Origin of the sequence: Flavobacterium macrobrachii (genome assembly GCF_014486675.1) — a bacterium.
GTDB lineage: Bacteria > Bacteroidota > Bacteroidia > Flavobacteriales > Flavobacteriaceae > Flavobacterium > Flavobacterium macrobrachii.
Genome location: NZ_JACTAC010000010.1, coordinates 26,222 through 46,222, shown reverse-complemented (window position 1 = coordinate 46,222; position 20,001 = coordinate 26,222). Strand labels below are relative to the sequence as shown.

17 protein-coding genes are annotated in these 20,001 nt (G+C 32.6%); 15 read left to right on the top strand and 2 right to left on the bottom strand.

All coding sequences use genetic code 11. The features are described 5' to 3' along the window. Window positions 1-19: 19 nt before the first annotated feature. From IAI56_RS04150 to IAI56_RS04090, 13 genes are all read left to right on the top strand, one after another. Window positions 20-1,324: an ABC transporter permease gene (locus IAI56_RS04150; RefSeq protein WP_187656673.1), complete on the top strand. Its 1,305-nt coding sequence runs from the start codon at window positions 20-22 to the stop codon at window positions 1,322-1,324. 4 nt (window positions 1,325-1,328) lie between these two features. After that, window positions 1,329-1,760, top strand: coding sequence for a nuclear transport factor 2 family protein (locus IAI56_RS04145; RefSeq protein ID WP_187656672.1), 432 nt, complete (start codon window positions 1,329-1,331; stop codon window positions 1,758-1,760). A gap of 33 nt (window positions 1,761-1,793) precedes the next feature. Continuing rightward, window positions 1,794-3,134: a sigma-54-dependent transcriptional regulator gene (locus IAI56_RS04140; protein WP_187656671.1), complete on the top strand. Its 1,341-nt coding sequence runs from the start codon at window positions 1,794-1,796 to the stop codon at window positions 3,132-3,134. Between the two features lie 164 nt (window positions 3,135-3,298). Then, window positions 3,299-3,580: a DUF7674 family protein gene (locus tag IAI56_RS04135; RefSeq protein ID WP_187656670.1), complete on the top strand. Its 282-nt coding sequence runs from the start codon at window positions 3,299-3,301 to the stop codon at window positions 3,578-3,580. 113 nt (window positions 3,581-3,693) lie between these two features. Beyond that, window positions 3,694-3,771, top strand: a complete 78-nt coding sequence (gene kdpF, locus IAI56_RS04130) for a K(+)-transporting ATPase subunit F (RefSeq protein WP_187656688.1) — start codon at window positions 3,694-3,696, stop codon at window positions 3,769-3,771. Window positions 3,772-3,793: 22 nt separating this feature from the next. Further along, window positions 3,794-5,515 (top strand): potassium-transporting ATPase subunit KdpA, encoded by a 1,722-nt coding sequence (gene kdpA, locus IAI56_RS04125; protein WP_187656669.1) that lies wholly within the window; start codon window positions 3,794-3,796, stop codon window positions 5,513-5,515. 10 nt (window positions 5,516-5,525) lie between these two features. After that, window positions 5,526-7,574, top strand: a complete 2,049-nt coding sequence (gene kdpB, locus IAI56_RS04120; protein WP_187656668.1) for a potassium-transporting ATPase subunit KdpB — start codon at window positions 5,526-5,528, stop codon at window positions 7,572-7,574. 12 nt (window positions 7,575-7,586) lie between these two features. Next, window positions 7,587-8,132, top strand: coding sequence for a K(+)-transporting ATPase subunit C (locus IAI56_RS04115; protein WP_187656667.1), 546 nt, complete (start codon window positions 7,587-7,589; stop codon window positions 8,130-8,132). 335 nt (window positions 8,133-8,467) lie between these two features. Next, entirely contained in the window at window positions 8,468-9,550 is a 1,083-nt protein-coding gene (locus IAI56_RS04110; protein WP_187656666.1) for a porin, read from the top strand. A 97-nt stretch (window positions 9,551-9,647) separates the two neighbouring features. Further along, a complete protein-coding gene (locus tag IAI56_RS04105; RefSeq protein ID WP_187656665.1) occupies window positions 9,648-10,775 on the top strand; it encodes a sensor protein KdpD in 1,128 nt (375 codons plus the stop codon). After that, the gene (locus tag IAI56_RS04100; protein ID WP_187656664.1) at window positions 10,775-12,493 is read left to right on the top strand and encodes a sensor histidine kinase; all 1,719 of its coding nucleotides are present in this window, start codon (window positions 10,775-10,777) and stop codon (window positions 12,491-12,493) included. Before IAI56_RS04105 ends, IAI56_RS04100 begins: the two co-directional genes overlap by 1 nt. A gap of 77 nt (window positions 12,494-12,570) precedes the next feature. Continuing rightward, entirely contained in the window at window positions 12,571-13,632 is a 1,062-nt protein-coding gene (locus IAI56_RS04095; protein WP_187656663.1) for a DUF389 domain-containing protein, read from the top strand. Between the two features lie 131 nt (window positions 13,633-13,763). Next, a complete protein-coding gene (locus IAI56_RS04090) occupies window positions 13,764-14,201 on the top strand; it encodes a lipocalin family protein (protein WP_222940965.1) in 438 nt (145 codons plus the stop codon). Between the two features lie 92 nt (window positions 14,202-14,293). Here IAI56_RS04090 and IAI56_RS04085 read toward each other — a convergent pair whose 3' ends face one another. Together IAI56_RS04085 and IAI56_RS04080 are read right to left on the bottom strand one after the other, a co-directional pair. Continuing rightward, window positions 14,294-15,721, bottom strand: coding sequence for an L-serine ammonia-lyase (locus IAI56_RS04085; RefSeq protein WP_187656662.1), 1,428 nt, complete (start codon window positions 15,719-15,721; stop codon window positions 14,294-14,296). Between the two features lie 136 nt (window positions 15,722-15,857). Beyond that, entirely contained in the window at window positions 15,858-16,640 is a 783-nt protein-coding gene (locus IAI56_RS04080) for a hypothetical protein (RefSeq protein ID WP_187656661.1), read from the bottom strand. 350 nt (window positions 16,641-16,990) lie between these two features. Here IAI56_RS04080 and IAI56_RS04075 point away from each other — a divergent pair, with 350 nt between their 5' ends. Both IAI56_RS04075 and IAI56_RS04070 read left to right on the top strand, forming a co-directional pair. After that, window positions 16,991-19,144, top strand: coding sequence for a TonB-dependent receptor (locus IAI56_RS04075; protein ID WP_187656660.1), 2,154 nt, complete (start codon window positions 16,991-16,993; stop codon window positions 19,142-19,144). Window positions 19,145-19,356: 212 nt separating this feature from the next. Next, window positions 19,357-19,977, top strand: coding sequence for a hypothetical protein (locus IAI56_RS04070; RefSeq protein WP_187656659.1), 621 nt, complete (start codon window positions 19,357-19,359; stop codon window positions 19,975-19,977). Window positions 19,978-20,001: the final 24 nt, after the last annotated feature.

Below are 20,001 nucleotides of genomic sequence, written 5' to 3'. Positions count from 1 at the left end.
ATCTAAGAAGTCTAAAAAAATGAGTAAATTAAGTCTAATCATCAAAAGAGAATTTGTTGCCAAAGTTCGTAACAAATCATTCATCGTAATGACTTTTTTAAGTCCGTTATTATTTGTTGGAATTGCTGTTTTTGTTGGCTATTTAAGTACAATGAAAGCCGATTTAAAGACGATCGCGGTTCATGATCAATCGGGTAAATTTTTCAGTGAATTTAAAAGCGATGATGAATATAAATACGTCGATTTTTCTACCATAAATCTTCAAGTTTTAAAAGATAGTATCGTTTCTGAAGCTTATGAAGGACTTTTAGTTATTCCAAATGTTTCCTCCAATGTTTCGCTTCAAAAATCAATTCAATACATCTCAAATGATAGTCCAAGTGTAATGTTTATTAGTGATATCGAAGAGGTTATCAATCATAAATTGACACAAGAAAATTTCCAAAAAGAAGGATTAGATACTTTAGCAATCAAAAAGGCAAAATCTGATGTATCCATTCATTTGACCAAAGCAACAGGTGAAGAAGCACTTAAAGGATTAAACGAAATCAAGATTGGAATTGGTGGTGCATTTGGTTATTTGATTATGATGTTTATTGTTATATACGGAAATATGGTCATGCGAAGCGTTATCGAAGAAAAAGTTTCAAGAATTATTGAGGTTATTATTTCATCGGTAAAACCATTTCAATTGATGATGGGAAAAATAATTGGAACATCGTTAGCCGGAATTTTACAATTTCTAATTTGGGCATTTCTCGGACTGATTGCAATGTTTGTCTTATCCACATTTTTCAATGTACAAATGGGCGCAACTTCAGGAATGGAAGACCAAGCAATACTAATGGCTGAGAAAGAAATGGGCGGAACAATGCAATTGTACATTGTGGAATTGTGGAATTTACCAATTGCTACAATACTAATTTCATTCATTTTCTATTTCATTGGAGGATATTTCTTGTACAGTTCATTTTATGCATCGATTGGTGCAGCAGTTGATAACGAAACCGACTCGCAACAATTCCTTCTTCCAATTATAATGCCTTTAATTTTAGGAGTTTACATTGGGTTTTTTACTGTAATTAATGATCCACACGGAACAGTGGCAACAGTTTTTTCCATGATACCATTAACTTCGCCAATTGTAATGATGATGCGAATTCCGTTTGGCGTTCCGCTATGGCAAATCGCAGTTTCACTGATTATATTATTTGCAACCTTCTTTTTAGTGGTTTGGTTTGCAGCAAAAATTTATCGTGTTGGTATTTTAATGTACGGTAAAAAACCAACTTGGAAAGAATTGTATAAATGGATTAAATACTAAAATTATGAAAAAATATTTATTTATTATATTATTGTTTATCAGCTTCATTTCCAACGCTCAAAAGAAAGAAGTTCAAAAAACAATTGAAACTTTTTTTGAAGGTTTTCACAAAAAGGATAGTCTTTTTATGAAAAAAGTTTGTGTAAATAATTTAATCTTACAAACCATTAATGAAGGTGAAAAAGGAAATGAGTTAATTAATGAAACTCCCAACGAATTTTTTATATCGATTGCAACTATTCCATCGGATATGAAAATTGAAGAGCGGATTTTGAGCTACAACATTCAAGTGGATGGTGCGATGGCACATGCGTGGACTCCTTATGAATTTTATGTTAACGGGAAATTAAGTCATAAAGGCGTGAATGCTTTTACGCTTTATAAAGAGCAAAATGATTGGAAGATAATACATCTTATAGATACCAGAAGGAAGTAAAAATGTAATTTTGCAAAAATTAATTATTTTCATTTGAAAAATATCCTAATCATAGACGACGAAGAAAAACTTCGTGGACTTTTGGCTCGAATAGTAAAATCTGAAGGATTTGACGTAATTGAAGCATCAGATTTAAAATCGGGTTTCAAAAAGTTGGAGCAAAATGATATTGATGTTTTACTTTGTGATGCTAAACTTCCGGACGGAAATGGTGTAGATTTTCTTCAAAAAATCAAAGCTAGTTTTCCACTTACTGAAGTAATTCTGTTAACAGCTTACGGCAATATTTCTGATGGAGTGCAAGCGATGAAAAATGGTGCTTTCGATTATATTGTAAAAGGCGATGATAACGATAAAATCATTCCATTACTCTACAAAGCTTTCGAAAAAGTACAATTGCAAAAGAAAGTCAAACAACTCGAAAAAAGGATTTCCGACAAATATTCTTTTGATACCATAATTGGAAAATCAAAAGCAATTGAACAAGTCATAGATTTAGCAAAGAAAGTCTCGAAAACAAATTCAACAGTATTATTATCAGGTGAAACAGGAACAGGAAAAGAAGTTTTTGCTCAAGCCATTCACGAAAATAGTTCAAACGCAAGTAAATCGTTTGTAGCTTTAAATTGCAGCACTTTCAGCAAAGAAATTTTAGAAAGCGAATTATTCGGACACAAGCAAGGTGCTTTTACAGGAGCAATCAAAGACAAGAAAGGATTTATTGAAGAAGCCAATGGTGGAACTTTGTTTTTGGATGAAATTGGTGAAATGCCTTTAGAATTGCAAGCCAAATTACTTCGAGTACTAGAAACAAATGAGTTTATTCCTGTTGGTGATACTACTCCAAAAAAATCAAATTTCAGATTAATTGCGGCAACAAATCGTGATTTAAAAGTAGAAAGCGACGAACATCGTTTTCGTTCCGATTTGTATTTTCGATTGAATATTTTTGAAATCAATATTCCGCCGTTGCGCGAAAGAGTTAAGGATATTGCACCTTTAGTAGATTTTTTTGTAGATAAATTTTCTACTTCAATCAATAAAAAAACATTGCAAATTGAAGATAATTTTCTTCACAAATTAGAAGCCTATCATTGGCCAGGAAACGTCAGAGAATTAAAAAATGTGATTGAAAGAGCCGTTATTTTAGCTAACAATGATGTGTTAACACTTGATGTGTTGCCATATGAAATCCAACATCAAACCGATAACCAAAACAAATCAATGTCAGCATTTTCAATGAATAGTGTTGAAAAACTACATATTCAAAAAGTACTAAATTATACCAAAGGGAATAAAGCAGAAACCGCAAGATTACTAGAAATAGGAATTGCCACTTTATACAGAAAATTAGACGAATACAATATTCAATAAACAACCTTATCATTTTAATAAAAGCCTATCATTTTGATAGGTTTTTTTATGCTCAATTTTTGGCACGATAATCACAAAATCAACAATAACAATACCTTACGTAATTTTATTTTTATTGGAACACAATTTGGCATAAGCGATGAAGAACAAACAAATTCATCGTTATGAGAAATAAAATAAATACCATTTACAAACAAGCCGAACGCTTCGCAGAAATTACTAACAAAGCCATCATTTCAGGAAACATTTCCAGAGCAAAAAAACTATTGAGCATTGCAGAAAATCTTTTTGAAACAGGTAGCAATGAAACTAAAAATGTAATTTCAAATGTTTACGTCTATTCCGTTTCTTCGTTTATGGAATTGAGACATTGCAGTATTTCCAATCTTTTTCCTAAAGCATTGCGAGCAGAATACATCAAGCAAATCAATGCTACTTCTGTATAATTCTAAACTATTAAATTAACTATATGATAAGCACTATTCTTTTACTCGCATTAGGAATTTTTCTTTTTGCCATTTGTTTTAAATCGGTCGAATTTTTTGAAAAAATCTAAATTATGATAGTACTTTTTATCGTCGCTTTAGCTGTATTTGGCTATTTGGTTTATGTCTTAATTAAACCCGAAAAATTTTAAACATTCTTTTAATAAATATATTATGAATACAGAAATTCTTGGAGTTATAACTGTTTTTCTTCTAACCATTGTTTTGGCAATTCCTGTCGGGAAATATATTGCTAAAGTTTACAAAGGAGATAAAACACTTTTAGACCCCATTTTTAATCCTATTGAACGCCTAATTTTTAAAATAAGTGGTATCAATGACAAAGAAGAAATGAATTGGAAGCAACATCTTAAAGCACTTTTGAGTGTCAATTTGGGATGGTTTATTCTTTGTTTTTTTGTTTTACTTTTTCAAGGAAGCTTGCCTTTAAACCCAGATGGAAATCCTTCAATGAGTGCCGATTTAGCTTTTAATACCGCTATTTCATTTGTTGTCAATTGTAATCTTCAGCATTATTCCGGTGAGTCTGGTTTGTCTTATTTAGGACAATTAATGTTGATGTTTTTACAATTTGTCTCTGCTGGTGTTGGAATGGCAGCCGCAGCTATGGTTTTCAATGCTATGAAAGAAAGAACAACCGAACATTTAGGTAATTTCTATAACTATTTCATCAAAAGCTGTACTCGTATTTTATTACCATTATCAGCAATTGTTGCTGTCGTATTGATTTTCAGTGGAACACCAATGACATTTGAAGGTAAAGATAGCATTACTACTTTACAAGGTGATACAGTTGAAGTATCTCGAGGTCCAGCTGCAGCTTTTATTGGTATTAAACATATTGGTACTAATGGCGGTGGTTTCTTTGGAGTGAATTCAGCACATCCATTTGAAAATCCAACTTATTTTACTAATGCAGTAGAACTTTGGGCACAATTGATTATTCCTTTTGCAATGATTTTTGCATTGGGATTTTATCTTAAAAAACGTAAATTTTCTTATGTCGTTTTTGGTGTAATGACTATCGGGTTTTTGCTTTTGGTCATTCCAACAATTAGTTCCGAATTAAACGGAAATCCTGCTATTGAAAGAATGGGAATAACCCAAACTACTGGAGCAATGGAAGGTAAAGAAGTGCGATTTGGTCCAGCCATTTCAGGTTTTTGGAGTATTGCCACAACAGTTATTTCAACAGGTTCTGTGAATAGTATGCACGACAGTTCAATGCCAATGTCAGGAGCAATGCAATTGTTAGCTATGATGGTCAATGCCTTTTATGGCGGTTGCGGTGTTGGTTGGTTGAATTTCTATATTTTCATAATTCTTGCTGTTTTCATTTCAGGATTAATGGTTGGTAGAACACCAGAGTTTTTAGGAAAGAAAATAGAAGCTCGTGAAGTTAAAATCGCCGCATTTATTGCCATTCTTCACCCTTTATTAATTTTATCTGGTACTGCTTTAGCCTCTTATTTTGCTGCCAATGATACTCCAATGGGATATTGGTTTAATGGAAATGCTACAAGTTGGTTAAACAATCCTAGTAATCATGGCTTTTCTGAAATGCTTTATGAATTTACCTCAAGTGCTGCCAATAATGGTTCAGGTTTTGAAGGTTTAGGTGATAACAATCCGTTTTGGAATATCACAACCGGAATTGTGTTACTATTAGGTAGATTTTTACCAATTATTGGACCGCTTGCTATAGCAGGATTATTAGCTAATAAAAAATACATTCCAGAAAGCGCAGGAACTTTAAAAACGGACACTACCATTTTTGGTATTATGGTCTTTGCAGTAATCGCAATTATTGCAGCACTATCCTTCTTTCCAGCATTGGCTCTAGGTCCATTAGCAGAATATTTTACAATAAAATAATTAAATAAAAATGACTAAAAATAAATCCAATTCATTATTTGAAAGCAAGCAAGTAAAAGAAGCGTTAGTGCAATCTTTTGTAAAGCTTAATCCTAAAGTAATGTTCAAAAACCCTGTAATGTTTACTGTAGAAATTGGAACTGCCATTATGTTTATTGTGTGTATTGCCATCTTAATGGGCGCACAAAATCAAGGTAGTTTCATTTATAATTTTATTGTATTCATCATTCTATTATTAACGCTTTTGTTTGCCAATTTTGCTGAGGCTATTGCCGAAGCAAGAGGAAAAGCTCAAGCTGATAGTTTAAGAAAAACCAGAGAAGAAACTCCAGCTAAAAAAGTATTAGAATTAGGTAAGATTTATTCACACGAAATAGAAATGATCTCTTCATCTCAACTAAAAAAAGGCGATATGTTTTTTTGTGAAGCAGGTGATATTATCCCAACCGATGGTGAAATTATTGAAGGTTTAGCCACTATCGATGAAAGTGCAATCACAGGAGAAAGCGCACCAGTTATTCGTGAAGCTGGTGGCGACAAAAGTTCTGTAACTGGTGGAACAAAAGTGTTAAGTGATAGAATAACCGTAAAAGTAACAACCGAACCTGGCGAAAGTTTCTTAGATAAAATGATTGCTTTAGTAGAAGGCGCCACTCGTCAAAAAACACCCAATGAAATTGCGTTAACTATTTTATTAGCAGCTTTTACTTTAATCTTTGTAATCGTTTGTGTAACACTAAAACCTTTTGCAGATTATGCAAATGCACCGATAACAATCGCTGCTTTCATCTCACTTTTTGTTTGTTTAATACCAACGACAATTGGTGGTTTATTATCAGCTATCGGTATTGCTGGAATGGATAGAGCTTTACGTGCAAACGTTATCACAAAATCAGGTAAAGCCGTTGAAACAGCAGGTGATATTGATGTTTTATTGTTAGATAAAACAGGTACAATCACAATCGGAAATAGAAAAGCTACTAATTTTTATCCAACAAATGGTATTTCTATAGAAGAGTTTATTCAATCAGCCGTATTAAGTTCTTTGGCAGATGATACTCCCGAAGGTAAAAGTATTGTGGAATTAGCAGGAAATGAAGTAGCTCAAAAACTTTCTATTGATGGTGCAACTTTAATCAAATTTACAGCCGAAACTAGAACTTCAGGTGTAGTTTTAAAAGATGGAACTAATATTAGAAAAGGTGCTCAAGATGCTGCCAAAAACATTTCGGAACAAGCAGGATATACATTCCCAGAAGATACAGCTAAACAAGTCATTGAAATTTCTTCTAATGGTGGAACGCCTTTAGTAGTAATTAAAAACAGTCAAGTTCAAGGTGTTGTAGAATTGCAAGACATCATCAAAACCGGAATGAAAGAACGTTTTGACCGTTTGCGAAAAATGGGTGTAAAAACCGTTATGGTTACAGGTGATAATCCATTAACAGCAAAATTCATTGCAGAAAAAGCAGGAGTAGACGATTTTATCGCGGAAGCAAAACCCGAAGATAAAATGAACTACATCAAAAACGAACAACAAAGCGGAAAACTGGTTGCAATGATGGGTGACGGAACCAATGATGCTCCAGCTTTGGCGCAAGCCGATGTTGGAGTAGCCATGAATAGTGGAACGCAAGCCGCAAAAGAAGCTGGAAATATGGTGGATTTAGATAATGATCCAACCAAATTAATTGAAATAGTAGAAATTGGAAAACAACTTTTAATGACAAGAGGAACGCTAACTACTTTCTCAATTGCAAATGATGTAGCCAAATATTTTGCTATCGTTCCTGCTCTTTTTATTGCTTCAATTCCAGCGTTGCAAGGATTGAATATTATGCAACTGCATAGTCCTGAAAGTGCCATTTTATCAGCGGTAATTTTTAATGCCATTATAATTCCAATACTAATTCCGTTAGCATTACGTGGTGTGGATTACAAACCAATTGGAGCAAGTGCCATTCTAAAAAGAAATCTTTTAATTTATGGATTAGGTGGAATTATTATCCCATTTATTGGTATCAAATTGATTGATTTAGTAGTAGCAATGTTCTTTTAAAATTTATAGAAAATGAAAAATACAATAGCAATAATTAAATTCACAGCATTAATAGTAATTTTGTTTGCAGTAATCTATCCTTTAGCCATGTTAGGAATAGCGCAATTAGCACCAAATAAAGGTAAAGGCGAAACCATTTCGGTAAACGGAAAAGTAGTTGGTTATCAAAAAATAGGTCAAAAATTTGATAAAGCAAACTATTTTTGGGGAAGACCATCAGCCGTAGATTACAATGCTGCTGGAAGTGGAGGAAGTAATAAAGGTGCAAGTAATGAAGATTATTTGGCTCAAGTTCAGAAACGAATTGATACTTTTCTATTAGTTCATCCTTATTTGAAAAAAGCGGACATTCCATCTGACATGGTTACAGCTTCAGGTAGTGGTTTGGATCCAAATATATCACCACAAGGTGCTTTAATTCAAGTAAAAAGAGTAGCTGAAGCAAGAAAGTTGCCTGAAGAAAAAGTAAAAGCTTTAGTAGAAAAAATGACTAACAAACCAACAGTTATGGGAACAGAAACAGTAAATGTTTTAGAATTGAACATAGCTTTAGATTAATTGAAATACTAATTAATAAGCAAAACTCGATTTGGTTTAAGCAAAACTCGATTAGTAATAAGCAAAACTCGATTTGATTTAGACAAAACTTGATTAGTAATAAGCAAAACTCGATTTGGTTTAAACAAAACTAAATTAGGTTTAAGCAAAACTTAATTAGGTTTAAGCAAAATTCAATTAGGTTTAAGCAAAACTCAATTAGGTTTAAATAAAACTCAATTAGGTATAATTAAAACTCAATTAGGTTTAAACAAAACTCAATTAGGTTTAAACAAAACTCGATTAGTAGTAAACAAAACTCAATTAGTAATTAGGAAAATAAAAACAATAAAAAAATGAAAAAAATAATAGCAATAGCATTAATATCTTTCGGATTTACAATAGTTAATGCTCAAGAAGTAGAAAAAGAAAAAAGTCCATTAACGTTTTCTGGATATATTGAAACGTATTACAGCTATGATTTTGGAAATCCAGACAACCATGAAAGACCCAGTTTTTTCTACAGTTATAACAGACATAACGAAGTAAACCTCAATTTAGGTTTTGCCAAAGTAAATTATGCAAAAGATAACGTGCGAGGAAATTTGGCTATAATGGCAGGAACTTATGCCCAATACAACTTGGCAGCCGAACAAGATTTATTGCGTAATGTTTTTGAAGCCAATGTAGGAGTTAAAATTTCTTCAAAACATAATTTATGGGTTGATGCCGGAATTATGCCTTCGCACATCGGTTTTGAAAGTGCCATTGGAAAAGATTGTATGAACTTAACCCGAAGTATTTTAGCCGATAACTCTCCTTATTATGAAGCAGGTGTAAAAGTCGGTTATACTTCTTCATCCGAAAAATGGTATTTAGCAGCCATGTATTTGAATGGTTGGCAACGTATTCAAAAAATAGAAGGCAATCAAACACCTGCTTTTGGAACGCAAATTACGTATAAACCTTCAGGAAAAGTTACTTTGAATTGGAGTACTTATGCAGGAAACGAACAACCAGATAACGATAGAAAATGGCGTTATTTCAATAATTTCTACGGACAATTTAAAGTTTCTGATAAAACCAATGTAACTGCCGGTTTTGATATTGGAGCGCAACAAACTGCAAACGGAAGTAGCGATTATGATGTTTGGTATTCGCCAGTTGTAATTGTGCAATACAAGCCAACTGCTAAAATTCAATTGGCAGGAAGAGGTGAATATTATCAAGACAAACACGGTGTAATTATTGCAACGGGAACTGAAAACGGATTTAAAACTTATGGATTTTCAGCCAACTTTGATTATCTAGTTTCAGATAATGTGATGTTTAGAGTTGAAGCTAGAAATTTATCAAGTAAAGATGATATCTTTTTGAAAGATGGAAACCCGACGGATAGCAATACTTTTTTGACAACTTCATTGGCTATTTCGTTTTAAACTACTATAAACTGCATATTGTATTATTGTATATTGATTTTCAGATTAGTATACAATAATACAGTATACAACAATACAAATTACAAATCCAAAAATCATGGATGCTGAAAAAGAAAAAAGTGTAAAGCATTTTTTAGATTTAATTCAAAAATCGAGAAAAGGAAAATTCAAAATCTACATTGGAATGAGTGCTGGCGTGGGCAAAACATTTCGTATGCTACAAGAAGCACATACACTTTTAAAAAAAGGCATCGATGTCAAAATCGGATATATAGAAACGCATAATCGAAAAGAAACCCACGAATTATTAGCTGGACTTCCAGTTATTCCGCGTAGAACTATTTTCTATAAAGGAAAAGAATTGGAAGAAATGGACGTGCAAGCCATCATTAATCTTCGTCCCGAAATTGTAATTGTAGATGAATTGGCACACACCAATATTGAAGGAAGCAAAAACGAAAAGCGTTGGCAAGATGTCTTGGAAATTTTAGAAGCAGGAATTAATGTAATTTCAGCGGTCAACATTCAGCACATTGAAAGTTTAAATCAAAATGTAAAACAAATTACCAATGTTGATGTACAAGAACGAGTTCCAGACAATGTATTAAGATTAGCTGAAGAAGTAGTAAATATTGACTTAACTTCAGATGAATTGATTTCCAGATTAAAAGAAGGAAAGATTTATACTGAAGACAAAATACAAGCAGCGTTAAACAATTTTTTTAAATCAGATCAAATTCTACAATTGCGCGAATTGGCTTTGAAAGAAGTTGCCAGTCAAGTAGTTCGAAAGGTAGAAAATGAAGTACCAAAAAATGTAGCGTTACGACACGAAAAGCTTTTAGCGTGTATCAGTAGTAACGATAAAACTGCCAAAATTATAATCAGAAAAACGGCTCGTTTAGCTAGTTATTATAACAGTGATTGGTATGTTTTGTATGTTGAAACTCCCAAAGAAAGTAGCGATAAAATTGCTTTAGACAAACAACGTCATTTGATAAATAATTTCAAGTTAGCCACCGAACTTGGTGCAGAAATTATCAAAGTTGAAAACGCAAAAATAACCGATGCCATTTTAGACGTTGTCGAACAAAAAAAAATAACAACCGTTTGTATTGGAAAACCTCACTTAAATTTATTTAAAGTAATTTTGTCTACCAGTATATTCAATAAATTATTGAATAGTTTATCATCTTCTAATATTGACCTAGTAATTCTTTCCTGATGAGAATAAAAACCAAATTAAATTTAGGCGTTGGATTATTATTTGTTTTAATAATTGTCCTTTCATTAGTGAGTGCCTTTTACATTTATTCGATAAAAAAAGATACTCAAAATATTCTTAAAGCCAATTATGAAACTTTAGAATATTCTCGAAATATGCTTTCTTCATTAGATGAAATTGAAGTTAATGAAACGAAAGCGATTGTGTTATTTGAAACCAATTTAAAAAAACAAATAGCAAATATTTCAGAAGTTGGAGAAGATAAAGTTACTTATGATTTACAAAGGAAATTTCAAATTTTAGAGCAAGATAGAAACAATGCTACTTTAAAATCTCAAATTAGAAATGACATCTTTGAGATTATGAAACTCAACATGAATGCCATAAAAGTGAAAGGTGATATTGCAAAGAAAACGGCAGAAACGGCTAATTTATGGATTGCAATTGTTGGTTCATTATGTTTTTTAATTGCATTTAATTTGTTGGTTAATTTACCCAATAATATTGCCAACCCAATCAAAGAATTAACCGCTAGTATCAAAGAAATTGCCAATAGAAATTATTCCGAACGTGTTCATTTTCATAATCATAACGAATATGGAGATTTGGCAAAATCGTTTAATACAATGGCTGAAAAATTAGAAGAATACTCCAATAGTAATTTGCATAAACTGACATTTGAAAAGAAACGATTGGAAACGCTAATCAATAATATGCACGATCCAATAATTGGTCTGGATAGTGAAGGAGTTATTTTATTTATAAACAATGAAGCTCTTAAAATTATTGGTTTAAAAAAAGAAGATGTTATTGGAAAATCGGCTCTTAAATTAGCATTAGAAAATGATTTGATTAGAACATTATTAAATAATAAAAATAGTTCTCAAAAAGCAGCACCACTAAAAATATTCGCCGATGGTAAAGAAAGTTATTTTGAAAAAGAAATGGTCAATATCACAATTACACCAACAGGAGAAGATAAAACTATCGATATTGGCGACGTAATTATTTTGCGTAATATCACTATTTTTAAAGAGTTGGATTTTGCAAAAACAAACTTTATTGCAACTGTTTCACACGAATTAAAAACTCCAATTTCTTCAATAAAATTAAGTTTACAATTACTAGAAAAATCGGAAACAGGAACTATCAACGATGAACAAAAACAGCTAATCGAAAGTATAAAAGAGGATAGTCAACGGTTATTAAAAATCACAGGAGAATTGCTTGATATTTCACAATTAGAAACAGGAAACATTCATCTAAACATCGAAAAAAGTAATCCGTATGATATTGTCAATTATGCAATTGAAGCAGTAAAAGTCCAAGCTGAACAAAAGCAAATAGAGTTAATTATTGATACAGAAAAAGAGTTACCAGAAGTAAAAGCAGATAGCGAAAAAACAGGTTGGGTTTTAATTAATTTTTTAACAAATGCCATCACATATTCCTCAAATCAAAGTAAAATTATCGTCAAATTAAAGAAAGTAAACAATCAAGTTATATTTCAAGTTATCGATAATGGAAAAGGAATTGACAAACGATATCAATCCAAAGTTTTTGATAAATATTTTCAAATTCCAGGAAGTAATAAATCGGGAACTGGTCTTGGTCTAGCCATCAGTAAAGAGTTTATTGAAGCACAGAACGGCACCATTTCCGTCGAAAGTGAATTAGGTTTAGGAAGTACTTTTAGTATTGGATTGAATTGGGTTTAATATTTAAAATATATTTATCCAGTCTTGTAATGCATTAAGTATTAATTCTAATTTAGCATCACAATCAATTCTGAAAAATGAGTACAAATACTAAAGTCATAAAACGTTATTTCTGTTCTCTTTTTGATTTAAAAGGAGGTCAAGAAGATGAAACCATTACGGATAAAGAAGTACGCGAAGGTGTTATTTTTAAAGGTAAAAATCTTTGGCTTCTAGCGTTTGCAATATTTATTTCCTGCATTGGTTTAAATATTAATTCAAAAGCAGCTGTTATTGGTGCAATGATAATCTCGCCATTAATGGGACCAATTTTTGGAATAGGTTTTTCACTTGGCGTTTCCGATTTAGATTTGTTGAAAGTTAGTATTCAAAACGCAGTTAGAATTGTTTTGACAAGTCTTCTGGTAGCAACAATATATTACTTAATTACGCCTTATGCTATTCCAACCGATGAATTATTATCATTTTCGCATCCAACTATTTTTGATGTTTTATTAGCATTTCTTGGCGGAATGGCTGGTTTTATAGCAATTTCTCGTCATAACGGAACGCAGGTTTTAATTGGTGTTGCTGTTGCTACTTCATGTATTCCGCCATTGTGTACAGCAAGTTTTGGATTGGCAACGTTGCAATGGGAATACTTTGTTGGCGGACTTTATACTTATTTTATAAACGCACTTTTTATTTGCGTTGGAAGTTACATCATTGTCAAGTATTTGAAGTTTAAACCACATTCTTCTGATAATGTAAAAAATGTAAACAGTTGGTTTGGAGTATTGATATTTCTCGCCATAGTTCCAGCGGTATATTTAGCTTATAATTTTGCTGTCGCAAATATTTTTACTGCAAAAGCCAATCAATTTGTTACCAATGAAATAGATGCTAAATACCATGTTGTTCAAACAAAAATTGATGATAAATCCAAACTAATTGAGGTTGACGTAATGGTTGAACAATATGATGAATTGCTTCAAAACGTAGTTGAAAAAAAACTTGAGAACTACGGAATACAAAATGCAAAGCTTAAAATTTATCAATCCATCGAAGCAAGAAAAACCAATCGTCAAGAATTTGAAAAACTAAGCACTGAAATCGAAGTTTTGAAAAAAGAAATTAAACAGTTGAAAGTGAGTAAGTAAAATTATCCACAAGAACTATCACTACTTTTTATTAAAATACATATAATTATACAAGTAATAAAAATAATTGTATAATATGTTTCGCTGACTTCAAAACTAACTTTGTAATTAACAAAATAATAAAAAATGTTATGAACAGAGAAAGCATAAAAAGTAGAACAATGTTGTTTGTCTTAATGGTTGGTATTTTTAGTTTAATTACTATTTCTTGTAGTGATGATGACAACGATGGCGAAACATTAGCTCCAATAACCGGTAAATGGAACATCAGTAAAGTAGGAACCATCGTAAATGGTAGTGAAGTTTTAATTGATGCACCCCAAAATCAGGAAGGATGTGATAAAGATTTTATCCAATTGAAAACAGACAATACTTTGGAAGAAGGCGATTATGATTCTGCCATTGATCCATGTGCATTGTTTACAAATCAAGGTATTTATTCCAGATCACACAACAATCTGACTAGAGTTGTTGATGGAGTGACGAAAACACAAGATATTGTTAATCTAACTCTTAGTGAATTAAAGTTGAAAGATGCTAATGGAATTATTGAAGTTTATATCAAATAATGAATAAGCTATTACATCAATAATTCTTTGTAATTAACAATTAAATTAGGAACGGAAGCCACTTAAAAAATGGTTTCCGTTTTCTTTTGTGATTAACAATCCGCCATATTCACAGCTACAGCCAATCCACCTTCAGAAGTTTCTTTGTATTTAGAATTCATATCTTTTGCTGTTTGCCACATGGTGTCAATTACTTTATCCAATGGTACTTTTGCATTTTTAGCATCAGTTTCCATAGCGAGTTCGGCTGCATTTATAGCTTTGATTGCACCCATAGTATTACGTTCGATACACGGAATTTGAACTAATCCGCCAATTGGATCACAAGTTAATCCCAAATGATGTTCCATCGCTATTTCGGCAGCCATGAGAACTTGGTCTGGTGTTCCGCCCATTACTTCGCACAAAGCTGCAGCAGCCATAGCTGATGAAACGCCAATCTCGGCTTGACATCCACCCATTGCAGCAGATATGGTTGAACCTTTTTTGAAAATACTTCCAATTTCTCCAGCAACCATCAAGAATTGTTTGATTTCTTTTTCGCCTGCATTGTGGTTTTCAATAACTAAATAATACATCAAAACGGCGGGAATAACACCAGCACTTCCGTTGGTTGGAGCAGTAACTACTCTTCCAAGTGCGGCATTGACTTCATTTACAGCAAGTGCAAAACAGGAAACCCACTTTAATATTTGACGAAACTTTACTTCCGTTTTTCTGATTTGTTCTAACCATTCTTGTGGATTGGAATAATTGGCTAATCCAATCAAACCTTGATGCATATCGAAAGCGCGTCGTCTAACATTTAATCCACCGGGAAGTATGCCTTCGCTGTGGCAACCAATATGCATACATTCCAGCATCGTGTTCCAGATGCGCATTAGTTCGGTGTGAATTACTTCTTCACTGCGCATGGACTTTTCGTTTTCATAAACGATTTCTGAAATGGATTTATTTAAATCAATGGTATAGTTTAATAACTCTTCTGCATTTTGGATAGGATAAGGAAACGCACATTTAATTTCGTGTTTTTTCTGGGCATTTACGCGTTCTTCTTTGACTACAAATCCGCCACCGATGGAGTAGAAGGTAGCTTCATATTCGCTATCGTCATTGAGGAAAGCTGTAAATTTTAATCCATTGGCATGAAACGGTAGGAAGTTTTTATTGAATGTTATGTCTTGAAGAAAATAAAACGGAATAGTCACTTCGTTGGCTAAAATGATTTCGTTTTTGTCTTCTATTGTTTTAATGATACCGGCAATGTTTTGTATGGGAATATATTCAGGATCTTGACCAGATAAACCTAACATTACCGCCAAATCCGTAGCATGACCTTTACCTGTTAAAGATAATGAACCATATAAATCTACTTTTACACGGGTAGTGGCTTGGAGTTTGTTTTGGGTTTTTAGCTCTTCAAGAAATCGTTCAGCAGCACGCCAAGGTCCAAGTGTGTGCGAACTTGATGGCCCAACGCCAATTTTAAGCATATCAAAGACTGAAATACATTCTTCCATTTACGATATCGATTTAGTCTAGCAAATATAACCAAATTAATCAATCGCAAAATAACATTTATATCTGGACTAATTTTCATTAAAAAACTCCAAGTGTAGGCTTGGAGTTTTTCGTCTTAAACTAACATAAAAAATATTAATCATCTAAATCGCAAGATTCTTTAATCTTATTTTTTATAGTGTTTGCTAATGATTGATTTCCATCATTATCATTTGGACTAATCTCAATTAAACCATCGCCATTACCGTCAGTAGCATTGCTAATATCTACTTGACTTAATACTTGATTTAAGTTAAAATTAAATACCAATTCATAGGAACCGTTATTAACAACTAAATTTTGATTTGTATCTTCATAATCAATTTCAAAATCTTCTTCTACATTGTGCCAAAATACAAATGGAATTCCACCAATAGTACCTTTAATTTCTATTGATTTATTAAACATTTCTGAGCTGCTATTGTTGTTTTTGTCAAGTTTAAATTCAACCTCTTCATAAATCCCATTTGGAATAGTAACCGTAGTAACTACTGAACTTTGATTTAATAAGTCTAATTCAAACGGACCACTTAACTCAAACTCATCATCATCTCCATAAAATCCGTCATCGTCATAGCTGTTGTCATCATCATCATAACCATCATTATCATCGTCGTCGTCATCATTATCGTTGTCATCATAATAATCTTCAGCAAATTCAAATTCAATTTCTCTAATGTTGATTTTGAACGAAGTTAAAACTACATCTTCATTTATCGCTGCACCGTTTGCAGAACGATTGGCTGTTGGCGTATATACAGCGCTTGCTTTGATACGTAGTTGATTGTTACCGTTGTTGCTGGTACTGTCATCACTAGAACAAGACGCCATAGTCAATACTAAAAATAAAATACCCAAAAGTGCTTTTACATTTTTCATAGTTATAAATTTTGTGTTATATTAGTAAAACAAGTTACTTTCAATTTACCCTACTTAAATTTTGAAAAAAATAACAAAATCTTTTTTAGTGATTTCAACACTATGAAATACTACTATTTATAGCTTTAAAATTAGTGCAGACTGTTTTTATTAAATTTAATTTTTAAGATGAAATAGTTAAATGCAAGCCAGTGAAAGCAAATAACTCACTATTACCAGCGAGTTTGTTACTAGTAATTTACAACAAACATAATTAATACATTTCATCCCAATAATTCTACAATTCGGTAAACAAATATTTTAAAGTGTTTGTACTTGATGCAATTTTGTCCCATCAAAATACAACCTCTATGAAAACTTTTTACAATCTAGTTTTATTTTTTATCAGCGTAACGGCTTTAGCACAAAACGAAATTTCGGGAACAGTTCTTGACGAAAAAAGCAAGCCAATCACTGGTGCAAACATCTATATTGATGGTTCGTATGACGGCGCATCGTCTGACGAAAATGGAAAATTCTCTTTCACAACAACGACTACTGGCAACCAAACGTTGGTAATTAGTTTTATCACTTATGAAAATATATCAGTTTCAATTGATGTTACAAACGCTAAAAATAAAACGTATAAAATGCGCGAAAGTGTTAACACTTTAGATGCAGTTATCGTTACCGCAGGAACGTTTGACGCAGGCGAAAAAGCACGTGTTTCAGTTTTGAAACCATTAGACATCGTGACGACTGCTGGTGCAATGGGTGATATTGTTTCGGCATTGCAAACGCTACCAGGAACAAATACTGTTGGTGAAGATGGACGACTTTTTGTTCGTGGTGGCGAAGCTGATGAAACCCAAACCTTTGTTGATGGAATTCGCGTAGCACAACCTTATGGAGCAACAACAGCTAATGTGCCAACTCGTGGTCGATTTTCTCCATTTCTTTTTAGTGGAATGTCGTTTTCAACTGGTGGTTATTCTGCAGAATATGGCGAGGCATTATCAAGCGTTTTGTTATTGAATACGCAAGACGAAATGGTTGAAGAAAAAACAGATATTTCACTAATGACAGTTGGTTTAGGATTAGCTAACACTCAAAAATGGGGAAAGAATTCTATCTCTTTCAATACAGCTTACATCAATTTAGAACCGTATCAAAAGTTAATTCCACAAAACGCTGATTGGAACAAACCGTATCAATCACTTTCGGGTGAAGCGGTTTATAGATACAATTTTGAGAATGGTTTATTCAAATTATATGCTGCTTTTGATGCGGCTCAGTTTGACATTAACCAAGAAAGCATCAACTCAGCAAACAAAACTAGAATAGATTTGAATAATAACAATTTCTACTTGAATGCTTCATATAAAGCCAATTGGAGTAATCAATGGCAGTTTTTTACTGGATTAAGTTATGGTTTTGGTCAAAACAAAATTGGAATTAATGTTGACGATGCACAGAACGATGAACATTCCTCTCACATGAAATTACGATTGAAAAAATCATTTTCTGATAGAGTGAAGTTGACGTTTGGTGCAGATTATTTCATCACAAAATTTGACGAAAGTTTTAAAGAAAATTTAGGTGATACGTTTGCTATTGGTTACAATGCAAATATCGTGGCAGCTTATGCGGAAACCGATATTTTCTTTTCAAAAAACTTTGCAATGAAACTTGGTGCTCGACTTTCTAATAACGATTTGCTAAATGAAACAGTACTTTCTCCTCGTGTCTCAATGGCGTATAAAGTTTCTAAAAACGGTCAGTTCTCTTTGGCATATGGAAGTTTTACACAAGCTCCACGACAAGAATATTTGAAATATGCCGATTATTTAAGCAGCGAAAAAGCATCGCATTATATTTTGAACTATCAGTATAACAAAGACAGAAGAACGTTTAGAGCAGAAGCCTATTTCAAAGACTATGCTGATTTAGTGAAGTTTGACACGGATAGTCCACAATTTAATAGCAACTATTTCAATACTGGCGAAGGATATGCAAAAGGGTTGGACATTTTTTGGAGAGACAATAAATCAATCAAGAATTTAGAATATTGGGTTTCGTATTCGTATATCGATACGCAGCGAGATTATAGAAACTTTCCAACGGAAGTAACACCCAACTTCGTAGCAAAACATAGTTTAAGTGTAGTATCAAAATGGTGGATAAACAAATTAAAATCTCAGTTGAGTATTACCAATAGTTTTTCAACTGGACGACCATTTAATAATCCAAACGAGGCAAATTTTATGGCAGGAAGAACAAAAGGATACAACAATCTTAGTTTAGGTTGGTCGTATTTATTAACACAGCAAAAGATATTGTATTTCTCAGCGACAAATGTTTTGGCTACACAAAATGTGTTTGGCTACGAATATTCGAATACAGTTAATGCCAACGGAACATTCGACAGAAGAGAAATTCGTCCAACAGCCGATCAGTTTTTCTTCGTAGGTTTCTTTTGGACTATTAGCGATAATATGAAGGATAATCAGTTGAATAATTTGTAATAAAAAGTAAAAATTAAAAAGTAAAAATTAAAAAGTCAAGAGTAGTATAGCTTATCACTATTTGCTAAAAGAAACAATTCATCCATCAAAAACGACAGTTCAGTAATAATAAATTTTATAGCCAATAGAACCGCTATACTTTTGGACTATAATTAAACAACAAGTTTCAATTAATCAATTAAAAAAATCAACAATTTAAAACCTTAGAAATTATGAAAACATTTATTATCATCACTACTTTTTTGGTTAGTACAATGCTAACAGCACAAACACAATATGAAACAGGAATGCAAAAAGCATTATCACTTTGGGGTGAAGGAAAAGCAACAGAAGCAACCGCTTTATTTGAAAGAATTGCTTCCGCAGAAAAATCAAATTGGTTGCCAAACTACTACATCGGAATGGTAAATACTACTGAAGCTTTCAATCCAAAAAACAAAGACAAAGTAGCTTCGTTAATTGAAAAAGCGCAAGATGCCATCGACCAAGCAAGTGTCATTTCTCCAAATAATGCTGAGATTATGGTGTTACAAGCAATGCTTTACACAGCTATTTTAGTACAAGATCCAATGACTAATGGTATGAAATATTCAGGATTAGCGATGGAACAATATTATAAAGCTCAAGCAATTGCGCCAAACAATCCAAGAGTAATGTTCTGCAAAGCAGAGTTTGAAATTGGTGGTGCAAAATGGTCTGGAGCTGATACAAAACCAATGTGTGCGCAAATTGCAAAATCAATTGAATTATTTGCTACTTTTAAAACGGATACACCTTTTGCACCAAATTGGGGTTTAGATAGAGCGCAAGAAGCGTTGAAAGGTTGTAAATAAAGAGAAAGTTCAGTAAACTTTAAA